This window comes from Psychroserpens ponticola (genome assembly GCF_023556315.2).
GTDB lineage: Bacteria > Bacteroidota > Bacteroidia > Flavobacteriales > Flavobacteriaceae > Psychroserpens > Psychroserpens ponticola.
In genome coordinates, this window is record NZ_CP116221.1 from 695,385 (window position 1) to 721,835 (window position 26,451).

The 26,451-nt window shown below is 33.3% G+C and carries 23 protein-coding genes; 19 read left to right on the top strand and 4 right to left on the bottom strand.

What is annotated here, in order from left to right:
• The first annotated feature begins 187 nt into the window (after positions 1 to 187).
• The 10 genes from prfA (at position 188) to yidC (ending at position 12,614) form a co-directional block, all read left to right on the top strand.
• Positions 188 to 1,264: a peptide chain release factor 1 gene (prfA, locus tag MUN68_RS03025; RefSeq protein WP_249995241.1), complete on the top strand. Its 1,077-nt coding sequence runs from the start codon at positions 188 to 190 to the stop codon at positions 1,262 to 1,264.
• Between the two features lie 37 nt (positions 1,265 to 1,301).
• A complete protein-coding gene (lepB, locus tag MUN68_RS03030; RefSeq protein WP_249995242.1) occupies positions 1,302 to 1,976 on the top strand; it encodes a signal peptidase I in 675 nt (224 codons plus the stop codon).
• Positions 1,976 to 2,794, top strand: coding sequence for an orotidine-5'-phosphate decarboxylase (gene pyrF, locus MUN68_RS03035; protein WP_249995243.1), 819 nt, complete (start codon positions 1,976 to 1,978; stop codon positions 2,792 to 2,794). Before lepB ends, pyrF begins: the two co-directional genes overlap by 1 nt.
• A gap of 11 nt (positions 2,795 to 2,805) precedes the next feature.
• The gene (locus tag MUN68_RS03040; RefSeq protein ID WP_249995244.1) at positions 2,806 to 4,176 is read left to right on the top strand and encodes a pyridoxal phosphate-dependent decarboxylase family protein; all 1,371 of its coding nucleotides are present in this window, start codon (positions 2,806 to 2,808) and stop codon (positions 4,174 to 4,176) included.
• A 108-nt stretch (positions 4,177 to 4,284) separates the two neighbouring features.
• Complete coding sequence (gene guaA / locus MUN68_RS03045) at positions 4,285 to 5,820, top strand: glutamine-hydrolyzing GMP synthase (RefSeq protein ID WP_249995245.1); 1,536 nt, start codon at positions 4,285 to 4,287, stop codon at positions 5,818 to 5,820.
• 68 nt (positions 5,821 to 5,888) lie between these two features.
• The gene (locus MUN68_RS03050; RefSeq protein ID WP_249995246.1) at positions 5,889 to 7,796 is read left to right on the top strand and encodes a LysM peptidoglycan-binding domain-containing protein; all 1,908 of its coding nucleotides are present in this window, start codon (positions 5,889 to 5,891) and stop codon (positions 7,794 to 7,796) included.
• 50 nt (positions 7,797 to 7,846) lie between these two features.
• The gene (locus tag MUN68_RS03055; RefSeq protein ID WP_249995247.1) at positions 7,847 to 8,389 is read left to right on the top strand and encodes a DUF922 domain-containing protein; all 543 of its coding nucleotides are present in this window, start codon (positions 7,847 to 7,849) and stop codon (positions 8,387 to 8,389) included.
• A 141-nt stretch (positions 8,390 to 8,530) separates the two neighbouring features.
• Entirely contained in the window at positions 8,531 to 8,761 is a 231-nt protein-coding gene (locus MUN68_RS03060) for a DUF3820 family protein (protein ID WP_249995248.1), read from the top strand.
• A 234-nt stretch (positions 8,762 to 8,995) separates the two neighbouring features.
• Positions 8,996 to 10,633, top strand: a complete 1,638-nt coding sequence (locus tag MUN68_RS03065; protein ID WP_249995249.1) for a CTP synthase — start codon at positions 8,996 to 8,998, stop codon at positions 10,631 to 10,633.
• A 64-nt stretch (positions 10,634 to 10,697) separates the two neighbouring features.
• Complete coding sequence (gene yidC / locus MUN68_RS03070; RefSeq protein ID WP_249995250.1) at positions 10,698 to 12,614, top strand: membrane protein insertase YidC; 1,917 nt, start codon at positions 10,698 to 10,700, stop codon at positions 12,612 to 12,614.
• Positions 12,615 to 12,782: 168 nt separating this feature from the next.
• On the opposite strand, the gene MUN68_RS03075 is transcribed toward yidC, so the two are convergent.
• A complete protein-coding gene (locus MUN68_RS03075; protein WP_249995251.1) occupies positions 12,783 to 14,189 on the bottom strand; it encodes a fasciclin domain-containing protein in 1,407 nt (468 codons plus the stop codon).
• A gap of 63 nt (positions 14,190 to 14,252) precedes the next feature.
• Between MUN68_RS03075 and MUN68_RS03080 the strand changes: the two genes are divergently transcribed.
• From MUN68_RS03080 to MUN68_RS03100, 5 genes are all read left to right on the top strand, one after another.
• Complete coding sequence (locus MUN68_RS03080) at positions 14,253 to 14,975, top strand: toxin-antitoxin system YwqK family antitoxin (RefSeq protein ID WP_249995252.1); 723 nt, start codon at positions 14,253 to 14,255, stop codon at positions 14,973 to 14,975.
• A 166-nt stretch (positions 14,976 to 15,141) separates the two neighbouring features.
• On the top strand, positions 15,142 to 16,329 hold the full coding sequence (gene mnmA, locus MUN68_RS03085) for a tRNA 2-thiouridine(34) synthase MnmA (protein WP_249995253.1): 1,188 nt from the start codon (positions 15,142 to 15,144) through the stop codon (positions 16,327 to 16,329).
• A 32-nt stretch (positions 16,330 to 16,361) separates the two neighbouring features.
• Positions 16,362 to 17,975 carry a S8 family serine peptidase gene (locus MUN68_RS03090; protein ID WP_249995254.1) on the top strand — a complete coding sequence of 538 codons (1,614 nt, stop codon included), beginning with the start codon at positions 16,362 to 16,364 and terminating at the stop codon, positions 17,973 to 17,975.
• Positions 17,976 to 18,923: an NAD(P)H-dependent flavin oxidoreductase gene (locus tag MUN68_RS03095; RefSeq protein ID WP_249995255.1), complete on the top strand. Its 948-nt coding sequence runs from the start codon at positions 17,976 to 17,978 to the stop codon at positions 18,921 to 18,923.
• A 49-nt stretch (positions 18,924 to 18,972) separates the two neighbouring features.
• Positions 18,973 to 20,133, top strand: coding sequence for an ATP-grasp domain-containing protein (locus MUN68_RS03100; protein WP_249995256.1), 1,161 nt, complete (start codon positions 18,973 to 18,975; stop codon positions 20,131 to 20,133).
• Here the strand turns inward: MUN68_RS03100 and MUN68_RS03105 are convergent.
• On the bottom strand, positions 20,084 to 21,031 hold the full coding sequence (locus MUN68_RS03105) for a TolB-like translocation protein (RefSeq protein WP_249995257.1): 948 nt from the start codon (positions 21,029 to 21,031) through the stop codon (positions 20,084 to 20,086). The two genes, MUN68_RS03100 and MUN68_RS03105, sit on opposite strands and share 50 nt — an antisense overlap.
• A gap of 389 nt (positions 21,032 to 21,420) precedes the next feature.
• Here MUN68_RS03105 and MUN68_RS03110 point away from each other — a divergent pair, with 389 nt between their 5' ends.
• The 3 genes from MUN68_RS03110 to MUN68_RS03120 are packed head-to-tail and all read left to right on the top strand — an operon-like array spanning position 21,421 to position 23,623.
• Positions 21,421 to 22,803, top strand: coding sequence for an MATE family efflux transporter (locus MUN68_RS03110; protein ID WP_249995258.1), 1,383 nt, complete (start codon positions 21,421 to 21,423; stop codon positions 22,801 to 22,803).
• A 17-nt stretch (positions 22,804 to 22,820) separates the two neighbouring features.
• Positions 22,821 to 23,048 carry a hypothetical protein gene (locus tag MUN68_RS03115; RefSeq protein ID WP_249995259.1) on the top strand — a complete coding sequence of 76 codons (228 nt, stop codon included), beginning with the start codon at positions 22,821 to 22,823 and terminating at the stop codon, positions 23,046 to 23,048.
• A complete protein-coding gene (locus MUN68_RS03120) occupies positions 23,048 to 23,623 on the top strand; it encodes a phosphatase PAP2 family protein (protein WP_249995260.1) in 576 nt (191 codons plus the stop codon). The genes MUN68_RS03115 and MUN68_RS03120 overlap by 1 nt, the downstream gene beginning before the upstream one ends.
• A gap of 2 nt (positions 23,624 to 23,625) precedes the next feature.
• Here MUN68_RS03120 and MUN68_RS03125 read toward each other — a convergent pair whose 3' ends face one another.
• Positions 23,626 to 24,342 (bottom strand): glycosyltransferase, encoded by a 717-nt coding sequence (locus MUN68_RS03125; RefSeq protein WP_249995261.1) that lies wholly within the window; start codon positions 24,340 to 24,342, stop codon positions 23,626 to 23,628.
• Between the two features lie 99 nt (positions 24,343 to 24,441).
• Between MUN68_RS03125 and MUN68_RS03130 the strand changes: the two genes are divergently transcribed.
• Positions 24,442 to 25,386, top strand: a complete 945-nt coding sequence (locus MUN68_RS03130) for an NAD-dependent epimerase/dehydratase family protein (RefSeq protein ID WP_249995262.1) — start codon at positions 24,442 to 24,444, stop codon at positions 25,384 to 25,386.
• On the opposite strand, the gene meaB is transcribed toward MUN68_RS03130, so the two are convergent.
• Positions 25,376 to 26,449, bottom strand: a complete 1,074-nt coding sequence (meaB, locus tag MUN68_RS03135) for a methylmalonyl Co-A mutase-associated GTPase MeaB (protein WP_249995263.1) — start codon at positions 26,447 to 26,449, stop codon at positions 25,376 to 25,378. The genes MUN68_RS03130 and meaB overlap by 11 nt on opposite strands.
• Positions 26,450 to 26,451 lie beyond the last annotated feature (2 nt).

A 26,451-nucleotide genomic window follows, 5' to 3' on the forward strand; every position in this document is an offset into this window, starting at 1 on the left:
GGTTAAGGTGACCAAAAATGACCAAAAAGCCATGGATTTATAATAGTTTAGTATGGATGAAAATTGCTTTCGCATATCACATATAACGTCAAAACTTGAAATTTTATTTTTCTTAGTTGTTAACAATTCATCAACGACTAATAATCCATAAAATATTGTATTTTTGAAACACAATTTTAAGAGATAGATGTTAGAGAAATTACAGATCATAAAACAACGCTTTGATGAGGTGAGTGATTTAATCATTCAGCCAGATATTATTACAGATCAAAAGCGCTATGTTCAACTTAATAAAGAGTATAAAGACTTAAGGTTGTTAATGGATAAACGTGAAGCGTATATCGAATTAACAGATAATCTTAAAGAAGCTGAAGAAATCATTGCTGATGGAAGTGATGCAGAAATGGTCGACATGGCTAAAATGCAATACGATGAAGCCAAAACAGGTATTCCTCAATTGGAAGATGATATTAAATTCTTACTAATTCCGAAAGATCCTGAAGATTCTAAAAATGCTGTTGTAGAATTGCGTGCTGGAACTGGTGGTGATGAAGCGAGTATCTTTGCAGGTGATTTATTCAGAATGTATACCAAATATTGTGAAGGCAGAGGCTGGAAAGTCGATGTTGTAGATTATAGTGAAGGAACAAATGGTGGATTTAAAGAAATCCAATTTGAAGTAAATGGAGAAGATGTTTACGGAACTTTAAAATTTGAAGCTGGTGTGCATCGTGTACAACGTGTACCACAAACTGAAACGCAAGGTCGAGTGCATACAAGTGCAGCTACCTGTATGGTGTTTCCAGAGGCTGAAGAGTTTGATGTAGAAATAAATCCTAAAGATGTTCGTGTTGACTTCTTCTGTTCTTCTGGTCCAGGTGGTCAGTCGGTAAACACAACCTATTCTGCTGTACGATTAACGCATGAGCCAACAGGATTGGTTGCGCAATGTCAAGATCAAAAATCACAACACAAAAATAAAGAGAAAGCCTTTAAAGTATTACGTTCGCGTTTATATGAAATGGAATTGGCTAAAAAGAATGCTGCTGATGCCGAAAAACGTGGAAGTATGGTGAGTTCTGGAGATCGAAGTGCTAAGATTAGAACGTATAACTATTCTCAAGGTCGAGTTACAGATCACAGAATTGGCTTGACTTTATACGATCTGTCTAATATTGTAAATGGAGATATCCAAAAAATTATTGACGAATTACAACTTGCTGAAAATACTGAAAAGCTAAAAGCAAGCGACGAACATATTTAACACTAAGCCTCTTTTTGAGGCTTTTTTTATTCTTAAGATGAAAAAGAAATTACTTTATGTTCTTATAGGAATTTTAATACTATTTGGTATTGCTAGAATTAGTGGAGTAATTCGGTTTTTTGATATTGCTTCTGCAGGAACAGAACCTAATTTAAAGATGAATTCTAATTTTATTGGAACTAATTTAATGTCGCCAAAAAGATTAGATTTTGCCTATTACAATACATACGATGAATATTTTGGGAATATAACTATTATACAAAGAATTATCGCATTGCCTAATGATGTAGTGCAATGTAAAGATGGTGAATTCTATGTCAATGGTGTTAATGTCGATAAAACTATAAATTTAAGAAGAATGTACAGGTTTAAAAGTTCTGATGATATTTCTGTTATTCAAAAAGCAGCTTTAAATGATGAGTCAATATTATTGTTTAAGGAAGACGAAGCATATATACATGTAACTTTAGATGAAGATTATGCTTCTAAACTCAAATTACCGTTTGAACTATTAAATTCAGTTGAAGATTTATCGAATGAACTAAAAACTGAAAATAATCCTTCTTGGACTATAAATAATTTTGGACCAATCACCATTCCTGAAGGTAAGTATTTATTTGTTGGAGATAATAGGGATAATTCTTTGGATTCTCGTTATAAAGGATTTGTAGATGAAAAAAATATAAAAGGAACTTTACTATTTCAATTTTAATGACAACGCAACAACTCACCGAACAAATTCGAAAAAAGAAATCTTTCCTTTGCATAGGATTAGATGTTGACCTTAATAAAATCCCAAAACATTTATTAACCGAAGAAGATCCAATTTTTGCATTTAATAAAGCCATTATCGATGCAACGCACCACCTGTGTGTGGCTTATAAACCTAACACAGCATTTTATGAAGCTTACGGATTGAAAGGTTGGAAAGCTCTAGAAAAAACCATCATGTACCTCAATGTAAAACATCCTGAAATCTTTACAATTGCAGATGCTAAACGTGGTGATATTGGTAATACAAGTCGCATGTACGCAAAAGCATTTCTTGAAGATTTAGAGTTTGATAGTGTAACAGTCGCACCTTATATGGGAAAAGATTCTGTAGAGCCTTTTTTAGAATTCAAAAACAAACACACCATTTTGTTAGCGCTAACATCTAATGCTGGAGCTTTCGATTTTCAAACATTAAGCGTCAATCAAAAGGAATTGTATAAGCAAGTATTAGAAACCTCTAAAACTTGGGAGAATTCAGAAAACTTAATGTACGTAGTTGGAGCTACTAAAGCGGAATATTTTGCCGACATCAGAAATATTATTCCAGAAGCATTTTTATTGGTTCCAGGTGTTGGAGCTCAAGGTGGAAACTTGCAAGACGTTTGTAAATATGGAATGAGCTCAAATGTAGGATTGTTAGTCAATTCGTCTCGAGGAATTATATATGCTTCAAATAGAGGAGATTTTGCTCAAGCTGCAGCTCAAAAAGCGGAAGATTTACAAAAAGATATGGCTCAAGAGCTAATTAAATATTAGAACAGTAAGTTATGCATAAAATAGATTTTGAACTTATTGAAATGACTATGGATGTCATGAAATATGCTATCGGTCGAATTTCACATACAAAACAAAAAATAGGAAAGCCACAAAAAGCTGAAGCATTAAAAGCTTTGGTTGGTGAAACAATCACCCAAAAAGGGATTGGTGGCGAAAATGCGTTTCAATTATGGAAAGAGCATCTAGCAAAAGCTAATGTTCCTGTTGATCATCCACGTAATTTAGCGTTTGTTCCTGCAGCTCCTACAAGAGCAGCTATTATGTTTGATTTGGTGACGTCTGTGTCTAGTATTCATGGCGCTTATTGGATGGAAGGTGCTGGTGGCATTTTCTGTGAAAACGAAGCCATGAAATGGATTGTTTCATTAACAGGTTTGCCAGAAGGTGCTTTTGGCGTCTTTACAAGTGGTGGAACAGCTGCTAATTTGTCAGCAATTGTAACTGCCAGAGAGCATTGGCGAGAAGATGATACTTATAAAAGAGAAAAAGGATTAATTATTACATCTATTGGAGCGCATTCGTCTATTAAAGCGATGGCGAAAGTGGCAGATGTAGACATCTTGTTAGTAGATTCTGAAGAGAAATTAACAGGAGTTAATCTAAGGAACACAATTGATAATTTAAATTTCCATCAGAGAAAACGTCTTTTTGCAGTCGTAGCTACTGGAGGAACTACCAACGCTGGAATTATTGATGATTTAACTGGTATTGCTGAGGTTTGTGAGAGAGAGAAACTCTGGTTCCACGTTGATGCTGCTTATGGTGGTGGAGCATTGGTTGCCGATTCTGTTCGTCATCTATTCAACGGAATAGAAAAAGCCGACAGTATCACTATCGATCCTCATAAATGGATGTTTTCTCCTTACGATTGTGGCGCTGTAATTTATAAACGTCCAGAGCTTGCAAAAAATGCACATTCACAACAAGGCTCTTATCTAGATATTTTTAAGGATGAAGGCGCTCATGGATTTAATCCTACAGATTACCAAATACAGCTAACGAGACGTGTTAGAGGTTTGCCTTTATGGTTTTCATTGGCTACTCATGGAACAGATCGTTACAAAGAAGCTGTTGAGCGTGGTATCGAATTAGCTCAAATAGCTGGTAAAATGATCGAGGAAAATCCTAATGTTGAATTGGTGAGAGAACCAAGTTTATCTTGTGTCATATTCAGAAGAAAAGGATGGAAGCCTCAAGAATATACAAATTGGACCTATGATAATCACGATAAAGGATTTGCCTTAGTAACACCAACAAAGTGGAAAAATGGAGATATTTATGAAACGGTTTCAAGATTTTGTTTTATCAATCCAGATACTAGTGAAGAAGATATTTTAATGATTTTAGATACGATGGCTTAAATAATACAATAAGTTTTGAAGAGATTATATGATGTTTTTTCTGAAGAAAACTTATTAAAATTTATAAATTAAAGGTTGTCAAAAAATGGCAATTGATTACTTTTGTACATGCAACACAACAAAGTCCTTATTTTAGATTTCGGTTCGCAATACACTCAGCTTATTGCGCGTCGTGTGAGAGAGTTAAACATCTACTGCGAAATTCACCCATTCAACAAAATACCCAACGATTCAGACTCCTTTAAAGCGGTTATTTTATCAGGTAGCCCAAACTCTGTAAGAGGAAAAGATGTATTGCACCCAGACTTGCAAGATATTCGTGGAAAAAAACCAATGTTAGCCGTTTGTTATGGTGCGCAATATTTGGCACATTTTTCTGGTGGAAAAGTTGCCGAATCAAATACAAGAGAATATGGTAGAGCAAATTTAGATTTTGTAAAATCTGATGAAGCATTCTTTGAAAACATACATGAAGGCAGTCAAGTTTGGATGAGCCACAGTGATACTATAAAAGAACTGCCAACAGGAGGTGTTTTGTTAGCAAGTACAAGCGATGTTGAAAATGCAGCTTATAAAATTGAAGGCGAAAACACCTATGCAATTCAGTTTCATCCAGAAGTATATCATACAACTGATGGTCACCAATTGCTAAGTAATTTCTTAATTAAAATTGCTAAAGTAGCACAAGATTGGACACCACAATCCTTCGTTGAAGAAACAGTTGAAAGTCTTAAAGCTGAAATAGGTAACGATAAAGTCGTTTTAGGCTTATCTGGAGGTGTAGATTCTTCAGTAGCTGCAATGTTATTGCACAAAGCCATTGGCGAAAATTTATATTGCATCTTCGTTAATAACGGATTGCTTCGTAAAAATGAATTTGAAGATGTATTGCATCAATACGAAGGCATGGGATTCAATGTAAAAGGAGTTGATGCTTCGGCACGCTTTTTGGATGCTTTGGCTGGTAAGAGCGATCCTGAAGAAAAAAGAAAGACGATAGGTCGTGTGTTCATTGAGGTTTTTGATGATGAAGCGCATCGTATTCAAGATGTGAAATGGTTAGCACAAGGTACCATTTATCCAGATGTAATCGAAAGTGTTTCGGCAACTGGAGGACCAAGTGCTACGATTAAAAGTCATCATAATGTTGGAGGTTTACCAGATTTTATGAAACTGAAAATAGTCGAACCACTAAAAACATTATTTAAAGATGAGGTTAGACGTGTTGGTGCTTCTATGAATATGGATGCACAACTATTAGGTCGTCATCCATTTCCTGGTCCAGGACTTGCAATTCGTATTCTTGGTGATCTAACTCTAGAGAAAGTACGTATATTACAAGAGGTTGATGCTGTTTTTATTAATAACTTGAAATCTTGGAATTTATATGATAAAGTTTGGCAAGCAGGTGCAATTTTATTACCTGTAAATAGTGTCGGTGTTATGGGAGACGAAAGAACCTACGAAAAATGCGTCGCTTTAAGAGCTGTTGAAAGTACAGATGGAATGACAGCAGATTGGGTAAATCTTCCATATGAATTTTTACAAAAAACCTCTAACGAGATAATAAATAAGGTGAAAGGCGTTAATAGAGTAGTATATGATATTAGCTCAAAACCACCAGCAACTATTGAATGGGAATAAATTTTGTGACTAATGCGCTGAATTTGTTTCAAAAGAATACACATTCTACATATAAATATATTTTTCGAATGAAAAAAAAATTAATCATCATTGTTATTTTGCTTTGCAGTTTTTCTGTAACGGCTCAAGATTACAAAACACACAAAGTCAAAGAAGGCGAAACTATTGAAAAAATTGCTAAGCAATACTTAGTGACTCCTTTCGATATTTTAGCACTTAATCCTGATGTGAAAAAGGATTTGAAACCAAATACGGTTTTGATTATTCCAAGATCTCGTGTGAAAAATGAAGAGATTCCCGAAGAAACGACTGAGCTTATTGGTTATAAAACTCATAAGGTGAGACGGAAAGAAACGCTCTTTAGTATTTCTCAAAAATATGGTATTGAAGTTGAAGACATCAAAAAATACAACACAGCATTGTATTCTAAGAATATTAGAAAAGGCGACAAACTACAGATTCCACGTTTTAAGAAAATTGTCAATAAAGTAAAGTTAAATAATACGATAAAAAAGTATAAAGTTCAGCCTAAAGAAGGCAAATGGAGAGTGGCTTATAAATTCGGAATTACAGTTCCAGATTTAGAAGAATTAAATCCAAATATGAATGAAGTGTTACAGCCTGGAGACGAACTAAACGTTCCTAATATTAGTAACAACGAAGAGAAAGCAGTTGATGAAGAATTCAACTATTATACAGTTTTAAAGAGTGAAGGTTTTATGGCTTTAAATCGTAAACTCGGTGTGACGCAAGAGGAATTAGAAGCCTTAAACCCTGGACTTAAAGAAGGCGGATTGAAATTAGGAATGGTTTTAAAAGTACCTGGAAATATCGAAACCACAAATACACTTAGAGATGTTGCGAATACAAATTTATCTGCTAATCTTAAAAATTTAAGAGCAAAGCGTATTGCTTTAATGTTGCCTTTTAGCTTAAATAAAGTTGATGTCGATTCTGTTCAAGAAGCTAAAAAGATGATTCGTGCCAATGGCTTATTATCTGTGTCATTAGATTTTCATTCTGGTGTATTGATGGCTTTAGATTCTGCAAAACAATTAGGTATTTCTACAAATTTAAAAGTTTTGGATACAAGAAATCAAATCGCTGAGATTTCGAGTATATTAGATGCTAACGATTTTTCAGAGTACGACGCTGTTATTGGACCATTAATGCCAGCAAATTTAGAGCGTGTTGCTTCAAAATTAAAAAGTGATCATATTCCAGTGGTATCACCTTTAACAATGCCAAAAAATTTGCACTCGAATGTATTTCAAACCATTCCAACAGACGAATTATTAGAGCAAGCTATAATCAATTATATCAAGAAAGATTCCTTTCCTAGGCATATGGTAATTATTTCAGATTCAAAACATAAAGCCATTAGTGATAAGCTGAAAGGTGAGTTTCCTTCAGCGAAACAAATCCATTCTAGAAAAGATAAAAAAGGAAAAGAAGCCTATTTTATATATCAACAAGATTTAGAAAATGTGTTTCAAACAGGAACGAATATCGTGTTTTTAGAAACCGATAATGAAGGCTTTGCATCTAATGTGATTAGTATGATTAATGGTTTAAATATGGACGATCAGAAAATCGTTTTAATGACGACCAATAAAAATAAAGCTTTTGAAGGTAAAGAGATCTCTAACTACCACTTGTCTAATTTAGAGTTTCATTATCCTTCTGTAAATAAGACAATTTCCGTAGGATCACGAGATAACTTTGTCAAAAAATACATGAATACCTATAATGTGAGTCCGAACAAATATGCCGTTCGTGGTTTCGATTTAACCTTAGATTTGCTATTGCGTTTGGCTTCAGGAGATGATTTATATGAAGCTTCAACTAGTGATATTGAAACTGAATATGTTGAGAACAAATTCAGATATTCAAAAAAGATGTTTGGTGGTTATTACAACGAAGCGGTATACATTGTAAAGTATGAAGACCTAACAATTGTTGAAGCAAAACAATAATAGCATTACTGTAGCGTTTTGTGTTTAGCCATTGCACTTAACTAGAAGGTATGCTTACTCGATTTTTTTTAATTCTCGCATTGTGTTTAAATAGCTCAGCTAAAAATGAGGACACCATTTCTTGGAATGAGTCTAACAAATTATCATGGGCAGATTTTAAAGGCCCAAAAGACACTAGCTCTGATGCCGCAGCTGTTACTGCTTCCGGAATTACATTTTCATATGCTGTAAGAAAAACAGATGATCGCATTACTGGTTTTGATGCTGAAGTGTTTGCGCATTTTTATCCTGAAAGTTCGTGGTTTATTAAGGACAGATGCAATGATTATATTTTAGCACACGAACAGCTTCATTTTGATATTACCGAATTACATGTACGTATTTTTCGTTACAGATTGGCACAATTGGAAGCCTCTCAAAACATAAAGACCAAATTAAACGAAGTGCATAAAACCGTTAATAAAGAATTGTCAGATATGCAACACCAATATGATTCGCAAAGTCGAAATTCTATTAATAAAGAAGAACAAGCCAAATGGACTTCTTATGTTGCTGAAAACTTGCAGAAGTTTGCGGTTTATAAATCTGAGTAGTGATGATTTGTCAGTTCGAGTAGTTTTAAGGTGTTAGAATCGTATTGAGAACAAGTGATTTTTTAATAATAAATAATACTGTCACTTTGAGCGCAGTCGAGAACTCTTTTTAGACTATTTTAGTAACTTATAATATAGTTAATGCTCCAACCTGACAAACAATTCCTAATCAAACTCGCACACACCAAAATGCCCTTTGGTAAATACGAAGGCAGATACCTCATTGACTTGCCAGAATATTACGTGGTTTGGTATCATAACAAAGGTTTCCCAAAAGGAAAACTTGGTGATATGTTGTTACAAGTGTATGAACTCAAACTTAATGGTTTGGAGTATTTGATTCGTGATATTCGGGAACGGTATCCTAGATGAGGATTAGTGTAGCGCTTAACTAACTGGATATAAAGCTCGTTTTAATGATATATATCCAAAGTTAAGTTCGTTTATTTTATCAATAAAGTCAATACGTAGTTCTACTATTGTATTAATAGTTTTGCACAGTCTTCCTTTAAAATTATCTTCAGCCATATTTTAACTAATAAACCCAAAACAATTCACTAATTCCTCGTTTTATTTTGTAATTTTGCATGCGTTTAACAGCGCAACATGACAACTACTAAATACATCTTTGTAACAGGAGGAGTAACGTCCTCACTTGGAAAAGGCATCATTGCTGCTTCTTTAGCAAAACTGCTTCAGGCTCAAGGTTACAGGACGACCATTCAAAAATTAGACCCTTACATTAACGTCGATCCAGGAACTTTAAATCCGTACGAACATGGCGAATGCTATGTCACAGATGATGGTGCAGAAACCGATTTAGATCTTGGCCACTACGAACGTTTTTTAAACGTACCTACTAGTCAGTCTAATAATGTAACCACAGGTCGTATCTATCAGAGTGTGATCGAAAAAGAACGACGTGGTGAGTTTTTAGGAAAAACGGTTCAGGTAATTCCTCATATTACAGACGAGATTAAACATCGTGTGCAAATCCTAGGTCAAACAGGAGATTACGATATTGTCATTACCGAAATTGGAGGGACAGTTGGTGATATTGAGTCGCTACCTTACATTGAAGCTGTACGTCAATTAAAATGGGATTTAGGTGACAACAACGCGATTGTGATTCACTTAACTTTAGTGCCTTATTTGTCTGCTGCTGGAGAATTAAAAACCAAGCCAACACAACACAGTGTGAAAACCTTAATGGAAAGTGGAGTGATGGCAGATATTCTGGTATGTCGTACAGAGCATGAATTACCAGAAGAATTACGAGTGAAATTAGCTAAATTTTGCAACGTACGTCAAGAAGCAGTTATTCAATCTATTGATGCTTCAACCATTTACGATGTGCCAAATTTAATGTTGGAACAAGGTTTAGATACAGTTGTCTTAAAGAAATTAGCACTTGATAGTTCACAACCAGATTTAACGCATTGGAATCAGTTTTTAACGCGTCATAAAAATCCTAAAGGTGAAGTCACTATTGGATTAATTGGAAAGTATGTAGAGCTACAAGATTCGTATAAATCTATTTTAGAAGCCTTTATTCATGCTGGTGCAGAAAATGAAGTGAAAGTGAAAATTGAATCGATACATTCTGAATCTTTAACTGAAAAGAGTGCAGCTGGAATTTTAAAACATTTAGATGCTGTGCTAGTGGCTCCAGGCTTTGGAGAGCGAGGTATTGAAGGTAAAATTGAAGCCGTTAGAGTTGTGCGTGAGCAGAATATTCCGTTTTTAGGAATTTGTTTAGGCATGCAAATGGCAGTCATTGAATATGCCAGAAATGTACTCAAACTCGCAGATGCGAATTCTACAGAAATGGATGAAAATACTCCATATCCTGTGATTAATTTAATGGAATCTCAGAAAGCCATTACTGATAAAGGTGGAACCATGCGTTTAGGTGCTTGGGATTGTACTTTGTTAGATGAAAGTATTGCTAAAGACGTATATCAATCATCTAATATTGAAGAGCGTCATAGGCATCGTTACGAATTTAATAATGATTTCAAGCAGAAAATTGAAGATGCTGGAATGAAAGCAACAGGAATAAATCCGGAAACTGGATTGGTGGAAATTGTAGAAATCCCTAACCATAATTGGTTTGTTGGTGTGCAATATCACCCAGAGTATAAGAGTACAGTTTCAAATCCACATCCATTATTTGTGGCTTTTGTAAAAGCAGCTCTAAATTTCAAAAACAATAAAAATAGTGTCAGTATGGCACAAAACTAATAGTGGACAGCTTTTTGTTAATTGAATAGTGTCCTCTCCTTTTTTTGGAGAAATTTAAATGTATATGGAAGAAAAAAAATTTGACTTAAACTCCATCATAGGATTCGTTCTTATTTTCGGAATCTTGATATTCATGATGTGGCAAAATCAGCCAACTCCTGAAGAATTAGCAGAACAAGAAAAAGCAAAACAAGAACAAGTTGAAGCTGAGAAAAAAGCAGCTCTTGAAACTACAGAAGATACTGTAGTAAGCACAGCAGAAGATTATTCTAATGTGTCACCAACCGATTCATTAAAGATTGTTGACTTAAAAAATAAGTTAGGTGCTTTCGCTTATGCAACTACGTTGCCAACAGCAAAAGATAATGAGACAATAGTTGAAACAAATGTTCTTGCTTTGAAGTTTAACAATAAAGGTGGATTTCTTTCAGAAGTTAGATTAAAAGAATTTGTAGACTATGATTCGATTCCTATTCACTTGATTAAAAATGGAAATCAGAGTTTTAATATTCAATTTCCAACAGCAGATAATCGTATTCTAAATACTCAAGATTTACCGTTTCAGTCTTCAGTAACAAAAAATGGAGAAAACACAGTTGTCTCTATGAAACTTAAAGTGTCTGAGAGTCAATTCCTAGAATACCGTTACGAATTAAAACCAGATGATTATATGATAGATTTTTCAATCGTATCTCAAGGTTTAAATTCTGTTGTTAATAGTTCTCAGGAAATCAATTTAGATTGGAGATTAAAAACCTATCGTCACGATCAAAGTATCACTTACGAAAATCGTTACACACGATTAACCTACATGCATGAAGGTGATAAAATTAGTAAGTTGGCTCAAGCTGGTGATGATGAAGAACTCATTGAAGAAGCAAGATGGTTATCTTACAGACAACACTTTTTTAGTTCTATTTTAGTTGCAGACGAGCCGTTTAAAAAAGCAACAATTTCATCAGTAGATTTAGTGAAAGATGAGCACATTGATACGATTTTTACAAAACAATATGCTTCAAAATTGCCTTTAGCTTTTAAAGGTGGTGAAGCTGATAATAATTTTCAATTATATTTTGGGCCAACAGATAGTAAAATCCTAAAACAATATGATTATGATTTAGAAGAAAGTATTCCATTTGGTTGGGGAATTTTTGGATGGATTAACAAGCACTTATTTATTCCGCTTTTCGGATTCTTAAGTTCGTTCTTGCCTTATGGTATTGCTATTATTGTGATGACCGTTTTAATTAAACTTTTGATGTCATTTGTTCAATACAAGCAATTCTTGTCACAAGCTAAGATGCGTGTTTTAAAACCAGAATTAGAAGCGATTAAGGAAAAGCACAAAGACAATAAAATGAAGGCACAACAGGAAACGATGGCACTTCAGAACAAAGCAGGCGCAAGTCCGTTAGCAGGATGTTTGCCAGGATTAATTCAATTGCCAGTATTTTATGCATTATTTATGTTCTTTCCAACGGCATTTGCATTAAGACAAAAGAGCTTCCTTTGGGCAGATGATTTATCATCTTTTGATTCTATTTATGATTTCCCTCCAGGATTTAGTATTCCTATGTATGGAGATCATGTGAGTTTATTTCCAATATTAGCTGCGATTGCAATTTTCTTTTACATGAAAATGACAACTGGTCAACAAATGGCGTCACAACCTACTCAAGAAGGAATGCCAGATATGGGAAAAATGATGAAGTATATGATTTATTTCTCACCAATACTAATGCTCGTATTCTTTAATCAATATGCTTCAGGTTTGAGTTTGTATTACTTTATTTCTAATATGATTAGTATTGCTATTATGTTAGTGATTAAGAATTACATTTTGGATGAAGATAAGATTCATGCTCAGATTCAGGTGAATAAGAAAAAGCCTAAAAAGCAGAATAAGTTTCAGAAGAAAATGGCAGATATGATGGAGCAGGCTGAAGCACAAAAACAAGCACAACAAAAACGTAAAAAATAATTTATATTTAGATTATAAATAGTAAAAGCCTTTGATAATATCATAGGCTTTTTTGTTTGAAAAAAGCAATTAAAAAGCGCTCCTAGAATTTCTAGAAACGCTTTCAACCAACCAACTAATCAACTTGTCAAATTAATTTGTAGTACTAATTAATTTGAGTTGAATATCTTAAGGACGAATTACTCTATCTACTACATGAACAACGCCATTTACAGCTTGTACATCTGTTAGCTCAGCTATGATGCCAATCTCTCTCATTAAAGCATCTGTAAGCGTTAATGTATTTATATCTAATGATAAATCTCCTCCTAATGTTGGAACAGTTCCCATTAAACTTTGTAAATCTTCAGCACGAACATTTCCATTTACAACGTGAACTAATAATACAGCATCTACAGTAGTAGGGTCAATATCACCTAAAGTAGTATTTCCAGTAGGATCTAATTCTAATAATAAATCTTCAAATGCATTGTCTGTTGGAGCAAAAACAGTATATGGTCCAGCAGAACTATCAGAAACAGTTTCAATCCATGGTACTGTTGGCATACCTGTGTCTGCTAATTGTAAAGCTGAAACTAAGTTCTCTAGAGCATCATTTGTTGTAGCAAAAGTTGCAATTGTAGGTAAATCAATAACATTATCTACTACATGCACAACACCATTTGTTCCAACAATATCAGTTACCACAACCATTGTTGATCCGTTTAACTTAACATTGTCTCCAACATTAACATATAAACTTAAAGCGTCTCCATCTGCATTCGTAGCTCCTGTACTAACATAACTAGAAGATAATCCTGAAGATAAAGCAGTGGTTCCAACAAGCACATGATTTAATAGAATGTTTGATAATATATTGCCATTTGGATTTGTAAATGTAGTAAACGCATCATTAGTTGGTGCGAATACAGTAAACGGACCATCTCCTTGTAAAGTCGTTACTAAATTTTCAGATGTCAAAGCTCCAGTTAAAGAAGTGAAATTGTCGTTATTTAATGCATGATCTACAATATTTGGTAAGCCTAATACGGCATCAATAACATGTACAGTTCCATTTGAAGCAGATATATCTGCAAGATCAGCAGATACTACATTCGCGGTATTATTAAATCTTGGTAATGCACTACTAGTATCAAATAATAAGCTTAAATTCTCTCCTCCTGCACCTGCAGCATTAGTTTTTGTATATCCTTTTCCATCAGCACCAGAAAGTGACACTAAACCTGCAGCACTAACATCGGCAGAGATTACATGATTTCTTAAGATTTGTTCTAAAACAGCAGTGTCTACTTGATCTAAAGGTGTTCCGTTTAAAAAAGCTGTAAAAGCGTCGTTTGTTGGTGCTAAAACCGTAAATGGTCCATTTCCACTAAGTAATGTTCCTAAATCTCCATCTGCAGCCTGGATTGCAGTAACTAAACTTGATAAAACTGGCGTTGCTTGAGCCGTTTCAACGATGTTTAATTCTTGTGGTATGGTAGTTGTACCACTGTCATCATCACTACTACATGCTTGTAAAACAAGTGCAAATAATAATAGTGGTAATAATTTTAATGTTTTTGAAATAATTTTCATTTTTTTGTGTTTTTAATGTTAAGGTATAATAATCTAAATCATTTTGTTTAACAAATTTACAAAATGATTAAACAAAATATTATGAGTCGCTTGTTTTTTATGTTTATTTTAACAATGTCTAGCATTGTATTATATGCTCAAGGATCTGTAAACCAGCTTGATGAAGACGGAAAGCGTCATGGTGTTTGGGAGAAGTATTTTGATAAAACCGATCAGTTGCGATATGAAGGGAAATTCGATCATGGCAAAGAAATAGACACGTTTAATTTTTATACGTTAAAGAATAAGAAAAGTGTTTTGAGTGCTGTAAAAGTGTTTAATCCTAATAATAATTTGGCATCTGTTAAGTTTATTTCTTCAAGAGGAAAACTGATTAGTGAAGGTACAATGAATGGTAGATTGTATACAGGGAAATGGACCTATTATCAAAATAAATCTGCAGGAGTATTGTCTGCCGAAACCTATAATGATCAGGGTAAATTAGATGGAGAGAAGATTGTTTATTATCCAAATGGTAAGACCGCTGAAATTGTTAATTATAAAGACGGAAAGTTTGAAGGGATTTCTAAATGGTATTCTGAAAGAGGCACATTAATAAAAGACTTATTATATAGTAATGATGAACTTCATGGTTTGGCAAAGTATTATGATGCTGATGGGATTATATTAGCTGAAGGCGAATACCAACACGGACGAAAACATAAAATTTGGAACTATTACGAAGGTGGAAAGCTTAAAGAATCGAAAGATCATACAAGACGTAGTAAGAATCCGAAAAAGCAATAGTTAAAAGTTATTTGCCATATAATCATTTACAATAGCAACGGTGTTTACGTTGCTATTTTTATTTCTTAATTTTGTAAAATGAAACATCTAAGCATATGACTTAATAAGTAAAAGGTTATGATAAGATGTTCCATTTGCCCTTAAAAAAAATAATAATAAATATCAGATGAAAAGAGTTATAGTTGGACTTTCAGGAGGTGTAGATTCAAGTGTTGCTGCTTACTTATTACAAGAGCAAGGTTATGAAGTGATTGGTTTGTTTATGAAAAACTGGCATGACGATTCTGTAACCATTTCTGACGAATGTCCTTGGCTAGATGATAGTAATGATGCGATGCTAGTTGCAGATAAATTAGGCATTCCGTTTCAAACTGTAGATTTAAGTGAGCAATACAAAGCACGTATTGTAGATTACATGTTTGACGAATATCAAAAAGGAAGAACTCCAAATCCAGATGTACTTTGTAATCGAGAAATCAAGTTTGATGTGTTTATGAAAATAGCTCTCGATCTTGGAGCAGATTACGTGGCGACTGGTCATTATTGTAGAAAAGGAATCATTGAAAAAGATGGAAGCGATGTTTATCAATTGCTTGCTGGTACTGATACTAATAAAGATCAATCTTATTTTTTATGCCAATTATCTCAAAAGCAATTAGCCAAAGCATTATTTCCAATAGGTGAATTAACAAAACCAGAAGTTAGAGAGATTGCTACAAAACTAGATTTGGTTACAGCAGATAAAAAAGATTCTCAAGGTTTATGTTTTATTGGAAAAGTGAGATTGCCTGAATTTCTTCAGCAAAAACTAAAACCAAAAGAAGGTGTTATTGTGGAGGTTCCTAAAGATTCAGAGTTGTATCATTCAGAAACTCCTAAATTTGATTCTAAAGAAGGTGAATTAGAATGCTTTGCAAGGCGAATTGAGTATTCTGTAACTGATGGATCAGTTGTTGGAAAACATCAAGGTGCTCATTATTTTACAAAAGGACAACGAAAAGGTCTCGCTGTTGGTGGCACAATTGAACCACTTTTTGTTATAGAAACTGATGTGAATCAAAATGTGATTTATACTGGTCAAGGTAAAAGTCATCCAGGTTTATTGAAAACGACCTTATTTGTAACTAATGAAGAATTGCATTGGGTTCGTGAAGATTTAACGATTGCTGATGGTGAATCTATGACAATAAAAGCCAGAATTCGTTATCGCCAAACACTTGAAAATGCAACAATTTATAAAGTGAATAAAGGACTTTTTGTTGAATTTGAAACGCCTCAATCTGCAATTACTGAAGGACAATTTGTAGCTTGGTATTTAGAGGATGAATTAGTAGGTTCAGGAGTTATTTCTTAAATTGCAGTAAAAATTACCCAAATAATTGCAAGATGAAAAAACTATTACTCTTAGGCATATTACTTTTTCAATACTTGTCTTTTGCACAAGAACATGCTTGGGTTTATCTTACAGATAAAGAAAATGTAGCTGCTTCAATAGCTAATCCAATCTTAATTTTAACTCAAAACGCAATCGATAGGAAAGCAGATAAGAACATACCTATTGATGAGCGTGATGTTCCTGTTAACGAAAATTACATTACGCAACTTAAAAGTGAAACCGGAATTATAGTCATGGCAAAATCAAAATGGTTTAATGCTGTGTATGTGATAGGATTAGAAGAAGTCAATATTAGTGATCTTATGGATTTAGACTTTGTTGAATCTATTGATTTTGCTAATAAACAACTTAATGCAGAATCACGAATCGCTTTGAATAATAATAAATTTGAAATCGAAGAAAGTCTTATCGATTTCGATTATGGTAATACTCTAAATCAAGTAGAAATGATAGGTGTAGATCATTTACATCTGTCAGATTATACAGGAGAAGGTGTTGTCGTTGCCGTTTTAGACGCAGGCTTTCCTAATGTTGATACTATCGATGCTTTTCAGCGTTTAAGAGATAATGATGATTTATTAGGAGGCTATGATTTTGTTAGTCGAAACAGTAATGTTTACGAATATGATGGCAACGAACATGGTACAAGAGTATTAAGTGATATGGCTGGTTTTATTCAAGATGAATTTGTAGGTACTGCTCCAGATGCGTCTTATTATTTGTTTAGAACTGAAGATTCTTCAGGTGAAATGCCAGTTGAAGAAAGTTATTGGGTTGAAGCTGCTGAACGTGCAGATAGTCTTGGTGTACATATAATAAATTCGTCTTTAGGCTATCGCGTATTTGATAATGACAACTATAGCTATATGCCAAGTGATATGAATGGTACCACCGCTTTTATTACAAAAGGCGCAAATATTGCTAACGAAAAAGGAATTCTTGTTGTAAACTCTGCAGGTAATTCTGGTAATAGTGATTGGCAAATTGTTGGTGCTCCAGCTGATGCTTCAGGTGTTTTAAGTATTGGAGCTGTCGATTCAGATGGGAATTATGCATCCTTTAGTTCTAGAGGTGATGCTAATCAACCCACTCAAAAACCAGATGTAGTTGCTCGTGGAGCTTCAGCAGCTGTAGTGAATTCAAGTAATGAAATAATTAGCAATAGCGGAACTTCGTTTAGTTCTCCAATTATGGCTGGAGGAATTGCGTCCTTATGGCAAGCTTTGCCAGATGCTACTAATGAAGAAATTAAACAATATGTAAGGATGTCTGCATCACAATATAATACTCCTGACTTCTTTTTAGGTTTTGGTATACCAAATTTAGAATTAGCTCTTGACATTGGTTTGTCACTTTCTGAAGAAGAATTTGTCCGTTTTAAAGTGTTTCCAAATCCTGTTTCAAACAGTCTTAATGTTCAAATTCCAACAAGTTCTGAACCAACGAATTTGAAAATATATACGATGTTAGGAAAACTCGTTTTAGAGAAAAATATTACAAAATCAGAATCTATATTAGATCTATCTTCAATGGCTTCAGGAGTTTATATGATGTCTTTTGAGTCTAATATTGGATCCAAAACATTCAAACTTATAAAATCATAAATGGCAAATAAAATCACTGAGCTTTTCAACATTAAATACCCAATAATTCAAGCTGGAATGATTTGGAATAGTGGTTGGAAATTAGCTTCGGCAGCTAGCAACGCTGGAGCATTGGGTTTAATTGGAGCAGGATCTATGTATCCTGATGTGTTGAGAGAACACATTCAAAAATGTAAAAATGCTACTGATAAACCTTTTGGTGTTAATGTTCCGATGCTGTATCCTAACATCGAAGAGATTATGGATATCATTGTGAAAGAAGACGTGAAAATCGTATTTACTTCTGCAGGAAATCCTAAGACTTGGACCACTTGGTTAAAAGACAGAGGAATTACTGTTGTTCATGTGGTAAGTAGTGTGAAATTTGCTCTTAAAGCTCAAGAAGCTGGAGTAGATGCTGTTGTTGCTGAAGGCTTTGAAGCAGGTGGACATAATGGTAGAGAAGAAACAACGACTCTTACATTAATTCCAATGGTGAAAGAACAATTGAGTATTCCACTAATTGCAGCTGGTGGAATCGCAACTGGGACTACAATGTTAGCCGTTATGATTTTAGGGGCTGATGCTGTACAAGTAGGAAGTAGATTCGTTGCAAGTGAAGAAGCTTCTGCTCATCAGGCTTTTAAGAAGGTTGTTGTAGATGCGAAAGAAGGTGATACACAATTGACTTTAAAAGAATTAGCACCTGTAAGGCTTATAAAAAATAAATTTTTCAATGAGTTGCAAGAACTCTATAAAAAGGGAACTTCTACTGAAGAATTAAAGGCTCATCTTGGAAGAGCTAGAGCAAAACGTGGCATGTTTGAAGGTGATCTTGAAGATGGTGAATTAGAAATCGGACAAATTGCTGGGTTAATTCATGATATAAAACCTGCTGCAGAGATAGTTAATGATATGATTTTAGAATTCGTTGAAGCGCAAAAAAAAGCAAGTCAATCATTTTATTGAAAAAAAGTTATATTTATCAAAATTAATGGACTAATTTCTCTACGAATTTATGAATTCAAAGTTGCATGTTTTAATTCCTGATGGTAATAGCACATGGGCTTTGTCTGTTTTAAACTGCTTGTCTCAAAGTTCAGAGTACGAATTTTTTGTGTTGTCAGATAAGAAACGAACAGCTACAAGATTCTCAAAATATACATCGTATTATAAATATTATAAAAGAACTACAGATAATGATTGGTTGAATATTATTTCTAAGGAAATTGTAGATCAGACCATTTCAATTATTGTCCCTATAGCTGAAGATGAAATTAGATTTTTTATAACTAATTCTGATCGTTTACCGAAATCTGTAAAAGTTATTCCTCTACCGAAAATCAATGATTTTGAAACAGCTATTAATAAACATATGCTTAGTCGCTTTTTAGATGAAGCACATTTGCCACATCCAAAATACAGTTATTTTAAAAGCTTTGAATCCTATTCAAATGAATTGCTTGAGTTGCAATTTCCTGTATTATTAAAGCCATTGCATGAAAAAGGAGGTGATGGTATCTTAAAATTTAAGAATCAAGAAAAGTTGGATAGTTATATTCATAAACATTCTGATTTTAGTGATTTATTCATTCAAGAATTTATCGATGGCTATGATATAGATTGTAGTGTGCTTTGTTTAAATGGAAAAGTACTTACGCATACCATACAAAAAGGGAATTTAGAAGGGCATAGTTCATTTGCACCTCAATTAGGTTTTGAATTTTTGAAAAATGATGTACTGCTTTCCGTTATAAAACAACTCATGCAAGCCTTAAATTGGTCTGGAGTTGCTCATATTGATTTGCGATACGATGTGAAAACTAAAGATTATAAAATTATTGAAATAAACGCTCGTTTTTGGGGAAGTGTTGAAGGATCTAAATTTGCTGGAATAAATTTCCCGGATTTAGCAATTCAATTGGCAATGAATAACGAGATCGAGAATACACAATTTAACGAGATTGAGTATATGCGTTTTAAAGGCGTATTAAAATCAATCAAGCGTAAACCTTCATTTCTATTCAAAAAGAATTACCTCTTAAATAATTCTGAAACGAAATCATTTCTAAAAGATCCTTTACCAACATGCTACAGATTTATAGAATGGCTTGAGAGGCGATTTAATTTTATTCTTTTGTTTTTAAGTCAAGAATTTGCATTTTATACAATCTACTAAGTCCATTTTGATATGTATTAAATACAGTTTTTAATTCTTCAATAGTCATTTTTGCATTAAATTGTTTAGGTGTCGAATTGCGTTTACTTGTGAAGTATAAAGTTTTAGAACTCATATCTACAAAAGGGCAATAATCCATTTTATCAGTGTTTACAGATGGACCCATATTTTTGGCTTCACTCCATTCATTGTTATTTGTTTTATAACTGATATAAAGATCACCACTTCCAAAGCCATCTTTTCTATTATAACATGAATAAATTAAAAAGGATTCATCTGGAGCTATAAAAGCATTAAACTCGTAGCCTTCACTATTTATAGTGTTTCCTAAAGGTTTTGGAGTTGTATAATTTCCATTTATATATTCACTGATATAAATGTCATCTTTTCTCTTCAAAGATTTGTTGTCAAGTGTAAAGTATATGTTTTTTGAATCTGTGATTATTGGATAAAATTCATCCATTTCAGTATTTATTGGAGCACCTATATTTTGAGGTTCAGACCATTTAGAGTTGGAATCATTTCGATTTACAAACCAAATGTCAAAATCTTTAGATTCTGAAGACTTTTCATCTAAAGGCCTATTCGAAACAAAGTATAATGTGAGTCCATCACTTGAAAAATGTGGTTCAATATCAAAGTATTGTCCAGAAAAAGGAAGAACTTCTGGAATTGACCAGCCAGTATTGTTCTTTGTAACATGTACTAATGCTGAAACATCTCCCATAACACTTTGTGCCGAAAAAATGACTTCATTCTCGTTTGCAGTTAAAGAGATATCTCTAACATTCGGAAATTGAGTGACTATATCTTTTAAAAAAGGAATGACATAAGTGTCTTTAGGTTGAGAATATGTAATTGATGTAAAGCAAAAACAGAGGAGTGTAATAAATTTCATAATCAAGGTTTGGAGTATAATTTACAAAACCTAGGTATTGGTTATTCAAAAGTTTTGTTAAATAACAGCGTTCTATAAAACAACAAAAAGAGGAATAAATCCTCTTTTTGTCTGAAACGTTTTTTAACAACAAAATTTTTAAATCCCTCTAAAATAATAGCTAAAAAAGTTTCTACCCCAAATACCTAACCTACTAAAATAAGGTATTCATAAAGTAAAAATAATGCTTTCAGATGTTCTAGGTAAACAAATAGAATTCAACTTATTAACAATTTAAGTTCATAACGCTATAATTGCCAATCTATTGTGTTCCATTTTTTTACAAAAAAGAGCTATTTAACTTCAAATATACAGTAAAGACTTACCTTTGATGACTTAAAATTATAGCATTGACTTTATCAGATTACACAAAAGAATTTAAACTTAATTGGAAATTAGCTGCTCCAGTAATGCTAGGAATGCTAGGCCATACCTTTGTTCAGTTTATTGATAACATCATGGTTGGTCAGCTTGGAACAGCAGAATTAGCTGCAGTATCCTTAGGAAATAGCTTTATGTTCATCGCCATGTCTATTGGTATTGGGTTTTCTACAGCAATCACACCAATTGTTGCTGAGGCTGATGCCGCAAAAAATTTTAATGAAGGTAAATCTTCATTTAAGCATGGTTTGTTTTTATGTGCCATTTTAGGATTAGTATTATTTTTGTCTGTTTTTTTAGCCAAACCACTCCTGTATTTTATGAAGCAACCCGTTGAGGTTGTAGAACTTGCTTTACCATATCTTAATCTTGTCGCATTTTCTTTAATTCCTTTAATAATTTTTCAAGCGTTTAAACAATTTAGTGACGGGCTTTCAATGACGAGATATCCTATGTATGCTACCGTTTTAGCTAATTTAGTTAATGTAGTATTAAACTATCTACTCATCTTTGGGAAGTTTGGTTTTCCTGAATTGGGAATCGTTGGTGCTGCATATGGGACTCTTGTTTCTAGAATTATTATGGTCATTTATCTTTGGTGGTTACTTGCTAAAAAAGAGAAATCTAAAGCTTATGTGACTAATATTAAGTTATTCGTATTGGATAAATTAATGCTTAAAAAAGTAATCAACTTAGGATATCCAAGTGCTATGCAAATGTTTTTTGAAGTCGCGATATTTACAGCTGCAATTTGGCTTAGTGGTTTGCTAGGAAAGAATCCTCAAGCGGCTAATCAAATAGCATTAAATTTATCGTCAATGACCTTTATGGTTGTTATGGGACTAAGTGTGGCTTCTATGATTAGAGTTGGAAATCAAAAAGGACTGCATCAATATTTTGAATTAAGACGCATTGCATTTTCAATTTTTTTATTAGCTATTATTTTATCGACATGCTTTGCTATACTTTTCTTTATCTTTCATAATCAACTTCCCAAATTATATGTAGATTATAAGGATGCCGAAAATTTAATAGACAATATTGAAGTTGTGAGTATCGCATCTAAACTAATGATTGCTGCTGCTATTTTTCAGATAAGTGATGGAATTCAAGTGGTTGTTTTGGGTGCTTTAAGAGGATTGCAAGATGTTAAAATTCCAACTGTGATTACGTTTGTGTCTTATTGGATGATCGGATTTCCAATTAGCTATTATTTGGGTAAAGAAGATGCTTATGGTAGCTTCGGAATTTGGCTAGGATTAATAGCAGGATTAACAGTCGCTGCAATTTTATTGTTTATTAGGTTTAATTATCTAACTAAAAAGTTAATTTTGAATTCAACTAACAGTTAAGACTAAAATTTTATTTCATGGAACTTCCAAAATTCATACTAGGTGATAATACAGATCATCCCAATGCGATTTATGTTATTCATACTGAGTTTCCTCGATTTATTATCAATCTCGAAGATGATGATGTAGAATGGTTTGAAGAGTTTGATGAGCACGATCAGAAAGAAATTGAGGCAGAAGCTGAAAATCTTATCCAGTCTGCAACCGATTTTTACGATAGAGAAGTTTCTAGATACGACGACTAATGTTAGAAGAATTAGTACAATTTGATACCGAATTATTTGTGTACCTAAACGGATTAGGTACAGAAGCATGGGATGGTTTTTGGATGTTTTATACCACCAAGTTTAATTGGATTCCGTTTTATGCAGTGCTACTCTATTTATTGTACAAACGGCTTACAATGAAAATGTTTTTAGTCACGATTCTGGTTATAATACTGATGATAACATTCACAGATCAAATCACAAACCTGTTTAAAAAAGTGTTGGTCATGCGTATGCGACCTTGTTATAATTCTGAAATAAATGATATCATTAGGTTGGTTAAAGATTCGTGTGGTGGTAAATTTGGGTATTTCTCTGGTCACGCTTCTAATTCAATGTCTGTTGCAGTATTTATCAGTTTAATGTTACGATCTAAATACAAATACTTGCCATATCTCTTATTTGTTTGGGCTGTAGCTATGGGTTATAGTAGAATTTATGTTGGTGTTCATTATCCTTTAGATGTGTTAAGCGGCATGTTATTTGGATCGTTTTCAGGCTTCTTGTTTTACAGGCTTTTTAAATTTCTTCAAAAGAAATATGATGAAAATTAAGATTAAAGCTGTTGTTTACTAACCTTATAATGAATTCTTTTTTTCTTCATCCATAAGTAAGCAAAGCAATCAATTAATGGTCCAAGTAATCGATTTGTTATTCCAAATTTTGAAGTTCCGGCTAGTCTTGGGAAATGTTGAATAGGAATTTGTTTAACAGTTCCGCCTTGTAGAAGAATCATTGCAGGTAAAAATCGATGCAAACCTCTAAACATTGGAATCCGTTTTGCATATTCGGTTTTAATTACTTTTAATGGACAGCCAGTATCATCCATTCCATCATTGGTAAAAGCTCTACGAATGCTATTTGCTATTTTTGAAGATATCTTTTTTATAAACCCATCATTTCTGTTTTTACGAACACCTGTCACCAAATCATAGGTGCTGATATGTTCTAATAATGAATTAAAATCTTTTGGAGAAGTTTGCAAATCGGCATCAATATATCCAACAAATTCAGTGTCTGTATAATCAAATCCTGCTTTTAGAGCAGTACTTAATCCGTAGTTAGTATCAAATAATAAGAAACTAAAGTTTTTATTTCTATTACAAATAGATTCAATACTAATTTGACTCTCGTCTGTTGAACCATCATTAATAAGTAAAACTTTTGTAGTTATTGTTGACGTTTGAATAAATGCCAATAATTCTTCTTCAAGACGCTTTAAATTGTCTTTCTCATTATAGATAGGAATAATTATGGTGAATTTAAATGACATGACTAGAATCTTTGTATTGCAAAAATATTCTTTTTTATAAGCTTGTTGTTGATTTGGTTTGTTTTAAAAATTGTTAATTTGCGACTACAAATTGTATAAATGAAAATACTAGTTACAGGTGCAGTTGGTTTTATTGGTTCTCACACTGCTGAACGTCTACATAGTTTGGGGCATGAGGTCGTTGCATTAGATAATTTTAATGATTACTATAGCTTAGATTTAAAGCATCTGAATGCTAAGGCTTTAACTGAAAAAGGGATTCCTATTCTTAAAAAAGATTTATGTGATTCAACTTTTGCTGAAGATATGCCAAATGATTTCAATTATATTTTTCATTTTGCAGCGCAACCAGGTATTTCTCAAACGTCAACTTTTGAAGATTATTTGTCTAATAATGTTTTTGCTACCAAGAATTTAGTCGATTTCGCCTTGTCTTGTTCTAATTTAAAACTCTTTATAAATATTAGTACCTCTTCAATTTATGGTTTGGTTGCCACATTTACGGAAGACGAAGCGCCAAAGCCTGCTTCATATTACGGAGTTACAAAATTAGCAGGTGAACAATTGGTTTTGCAAAAGAGTAGGGAAGAACTACTGAAGGCTTGTTCTTTAAGATTGTATTCTGTTATTGGTCCGAGAGAACGACCTGAAAAAATGTACACTAAGCTTATTTCATTAGGTCTAGAAGGAAAATCATTTCCATTATTTGAAGGTAGTGATAAACATTTACGAAGCTTTACATATGTAGAAGATATTGTAGATGGAATTGTTAGTGTTATTGGTAAGGAAGCTGTTGTTAATGGTGAAGCTATTAATCTAGGAACAGAAGTAGAGCATACTACAAAAGAAGGGATTGAAGCTGTTGAAAAAATCTTAGGAAAATCAATAGAACTTAATATCATTCCGAAGCGTCCAGGAGATCAATCGCGAACAAAAGCTAATATCGATAAAGCCAGAAAGTTACTGAATTACAATCCGAAAACCACCTTGTTAGAAGCTGTAAAAAAGCAAGCGGAATGGTATAAAAAGAATTTTATAAATTAAGCAAATATTCCGCAGCGACAAATGGAGTGGTTTTACTATCTTCAATTAATTGTAACTGACGTTTTAATGCGTCTTTAATTGTAGTCTGATTAAAAAAATCAGATTTCAATCGGTCTTCAATAGTTTGTAATAACCAGAATTTATTTTGTTCTGTTCTATTTTGATCAAAGTAATTGTTCGCTTTTGAGTGTTCTATATAAGAACGTACCACCTTCCATAAATCTTCAATACCTTCTCTATTTAAAGCACTACATAATAGGACCTTTGGTTGCCATTCAGAATTTTTTTGAGGATATAGATGTAAAGCTCTATTAAATTCTACTTTAGCAAGCTTTGCGGCTTTAAGGTTATCGCCATCTGCTTTATTAATAGCAATCGCATCAGCCATTTCAATAATGCCTCGCTTAATGCCTTGTAATTCATCTCCAGCACCTGCTAATTTTAATAACAGAAAGAAATCTACCATACTGTGTACTGCAATTTCACTTTGTCCAACACCAACAGTTTCAATCATAATAGTATCAAATCCAGCCGCTTCACATAAAATAATGGTTTCACGAGTTTTACGAGCCACACCACCTAAAGAATTTCCAGAAGGTGAAGGTCTAATGAATGCATTTTGATTTTTTACCAAATCTTCCATTCTGGTTTTGTCACCAAGAATACTTCCTTTACTTAAACTGCTACTAGGATCAACAGCTAAAACAGCAACCTTCTTTCCAATGGAAGTGAGATGCATTCCGAAAGCTTCAATAAAAGTACTTTTGCCAACACCAGGAACGCCTGTAATTCCAATTCTAATAGACGTATTTGCGTATGGTAAACACCCTTTTATAACGTCGTTAGCTTGTTCTAAATGTTTGAGGTTTGAACTTTCAACTAGTGTAATTGCTCTACTTAAAGCAGTAATATTGCCTTTAATAATTTGAGAAATTAATTCCTGTGCAGTTGGTTTTGCTTTACGCTGTTGTTGAATTTTTGTAATAGAAGATGCGTTAGTGATTTCAGATTGAGAAACACCTTCTTTATGTTGTAAAGCAGAAGATTTCGATTTTTTGGTCAAAT

Excerpts from the sequence above, each read along its gene's own strand:
- prfA (WP_249995241.1), top strand. The coding sequence starts at position 188 with ATGTTAGAGAAATTACAGATCATAAAACAACGCTTTGATGAGGTGAGT.
- lepB (WP_249995242.1), top strand. The coding sequence starts at position 1,302 with ATGAAAAAGAAATTACTTTATGTTCTTATAGGAATTTTAATACTATTT.
- pyrF (WP_249995243.1), top strand. The coding sequence starts at position 1,976 with ATGACAACGCAACAACTCACCGAACAAATTCGAAAAAAGAAATCTTTC.
- MUN68_RS03040 (WP_249995244.1), top strand. The coding sequence starts at position 2,806 with ATGCATAAAATAGATTTTGAACTTATTGAAATGACTATGGATGTCATG.
- guaA (WP_249995245.1), top strand. The coding sequence starts at position 4,285 with ATGCAACACAACAAAGTCCTTATTTTAGATTTCGGTTCGCAATACACT.
- MUN68_RS03050 (WP_249995246.1), top strand. The coding sequence starts at position 5,889 with ATGAAAAAAAAATTAATCATCATTGTTATTTTGCTTTGCAGTTTTTCT.
- MUN68_RS03055 (WP_249995247.1), top strand. The coding sequence starts at position 7,847 with ATGCTTACTCGATTTTTTTTAATTCTCGCATTGTGTTTAAATAGCTCA.
- MUN68_RS03060 (WP_249995248.1), top strand. The coding sequence starts at position 8,531 with ATGCTCCAACCTGACAAACAATTCCTAATCAAACTCGCACACACCAAA.
- MUN68_RS03065 (WP_249995249.1), top strand. The coding sequence starts at position 8,996 with ATGACAACTACTAAATACATCTTTGTAACAGGAGGAGTAACGTCCTCA.
- yidC (WP_249995250.1), top strand. The coding sequence starts at position 10,698 with ATGGAAGAAAAAAAATTTGACTTAAACTCCATCATAGGATTCGTTCTT.
- MUN68_RS03075 (WP_249995251.1), bottom strand. The coding sequence starts at position 14,189 with ATGAAAATTATTTCAAAAACATTAAAATTATTACCACTATTATTATTT.
- MUN68_RS03080 (WP_249995252.1), top strand. The coding sequence starts at position 14,253 with ATGATTAAACAAAATATTATGAGTCGCTTGTTTTTTATGTTTATTTTA.
- mnmA (WP_249995253.1), top strand. The coding sequence starts at position 15,142 with ATGAAAAGAGTTATAGTTGGACTTTCAGGAGGTGTAGATTCAAGTGTT.
- MUN68_RS03090 (WP_249995254.1), top strand. The coding sequence starts at position 16,362 with ATGAAAAAACTATTACTCTTAGGCATATTACTTTTTCAATACTTGTCT.
- MUN68_RS03095 (WP_249995255.1), top strand. The coding sequence starts at position 17,976 with ATGGCAAATAAAATCACTGAGCTTTTCAACATTAAATACCCAATAATT.
- MUN68_RS03100 (WP_249995256.1), top strand. The coding sequence starts at position 18,973 with ATGAATTCAAAGTTGCATGTTTTAATTCCTGATGGTAATAGCACATGG.
- MUN68_RS03105 (WP_249995257.1), bottom strand. The coding sequence starts at position 21,031 with ATGAAATTTATTACACTCCTCTGTTTTTGCTTTACATCAATTACATAT.
- MUN68_RS03115 (WP_249995259.1), top strand. The coding sequence starts at position 22,821 with ATGGAACTTCCAAAATTCATACTAGGTGATAATACAGATCATCCCAAT.
- MUN68_RS03120 (WP_249995260.1), top strand. The coding sequence starts at position 23,048 with ATGTTAGAAGAATTAGTACAATTTGATACCGAATTATTTGTGTACCTA.
- MUN68_RS03125 (WP_249995261.1), bottom strand. The coding sequence starts at position 24,342 with ATGTCATTTAAATTCACCATAATTATTCCTATCTATAATGAGAAAGAC.
- MUN68_RS03130 (WP_249995262.1), top strand. The coding sequence starts at position 24,442 with ATGAAAATACTAGTTACAGGTGCAGTTGGTTTTATTGGTTCTCACACT.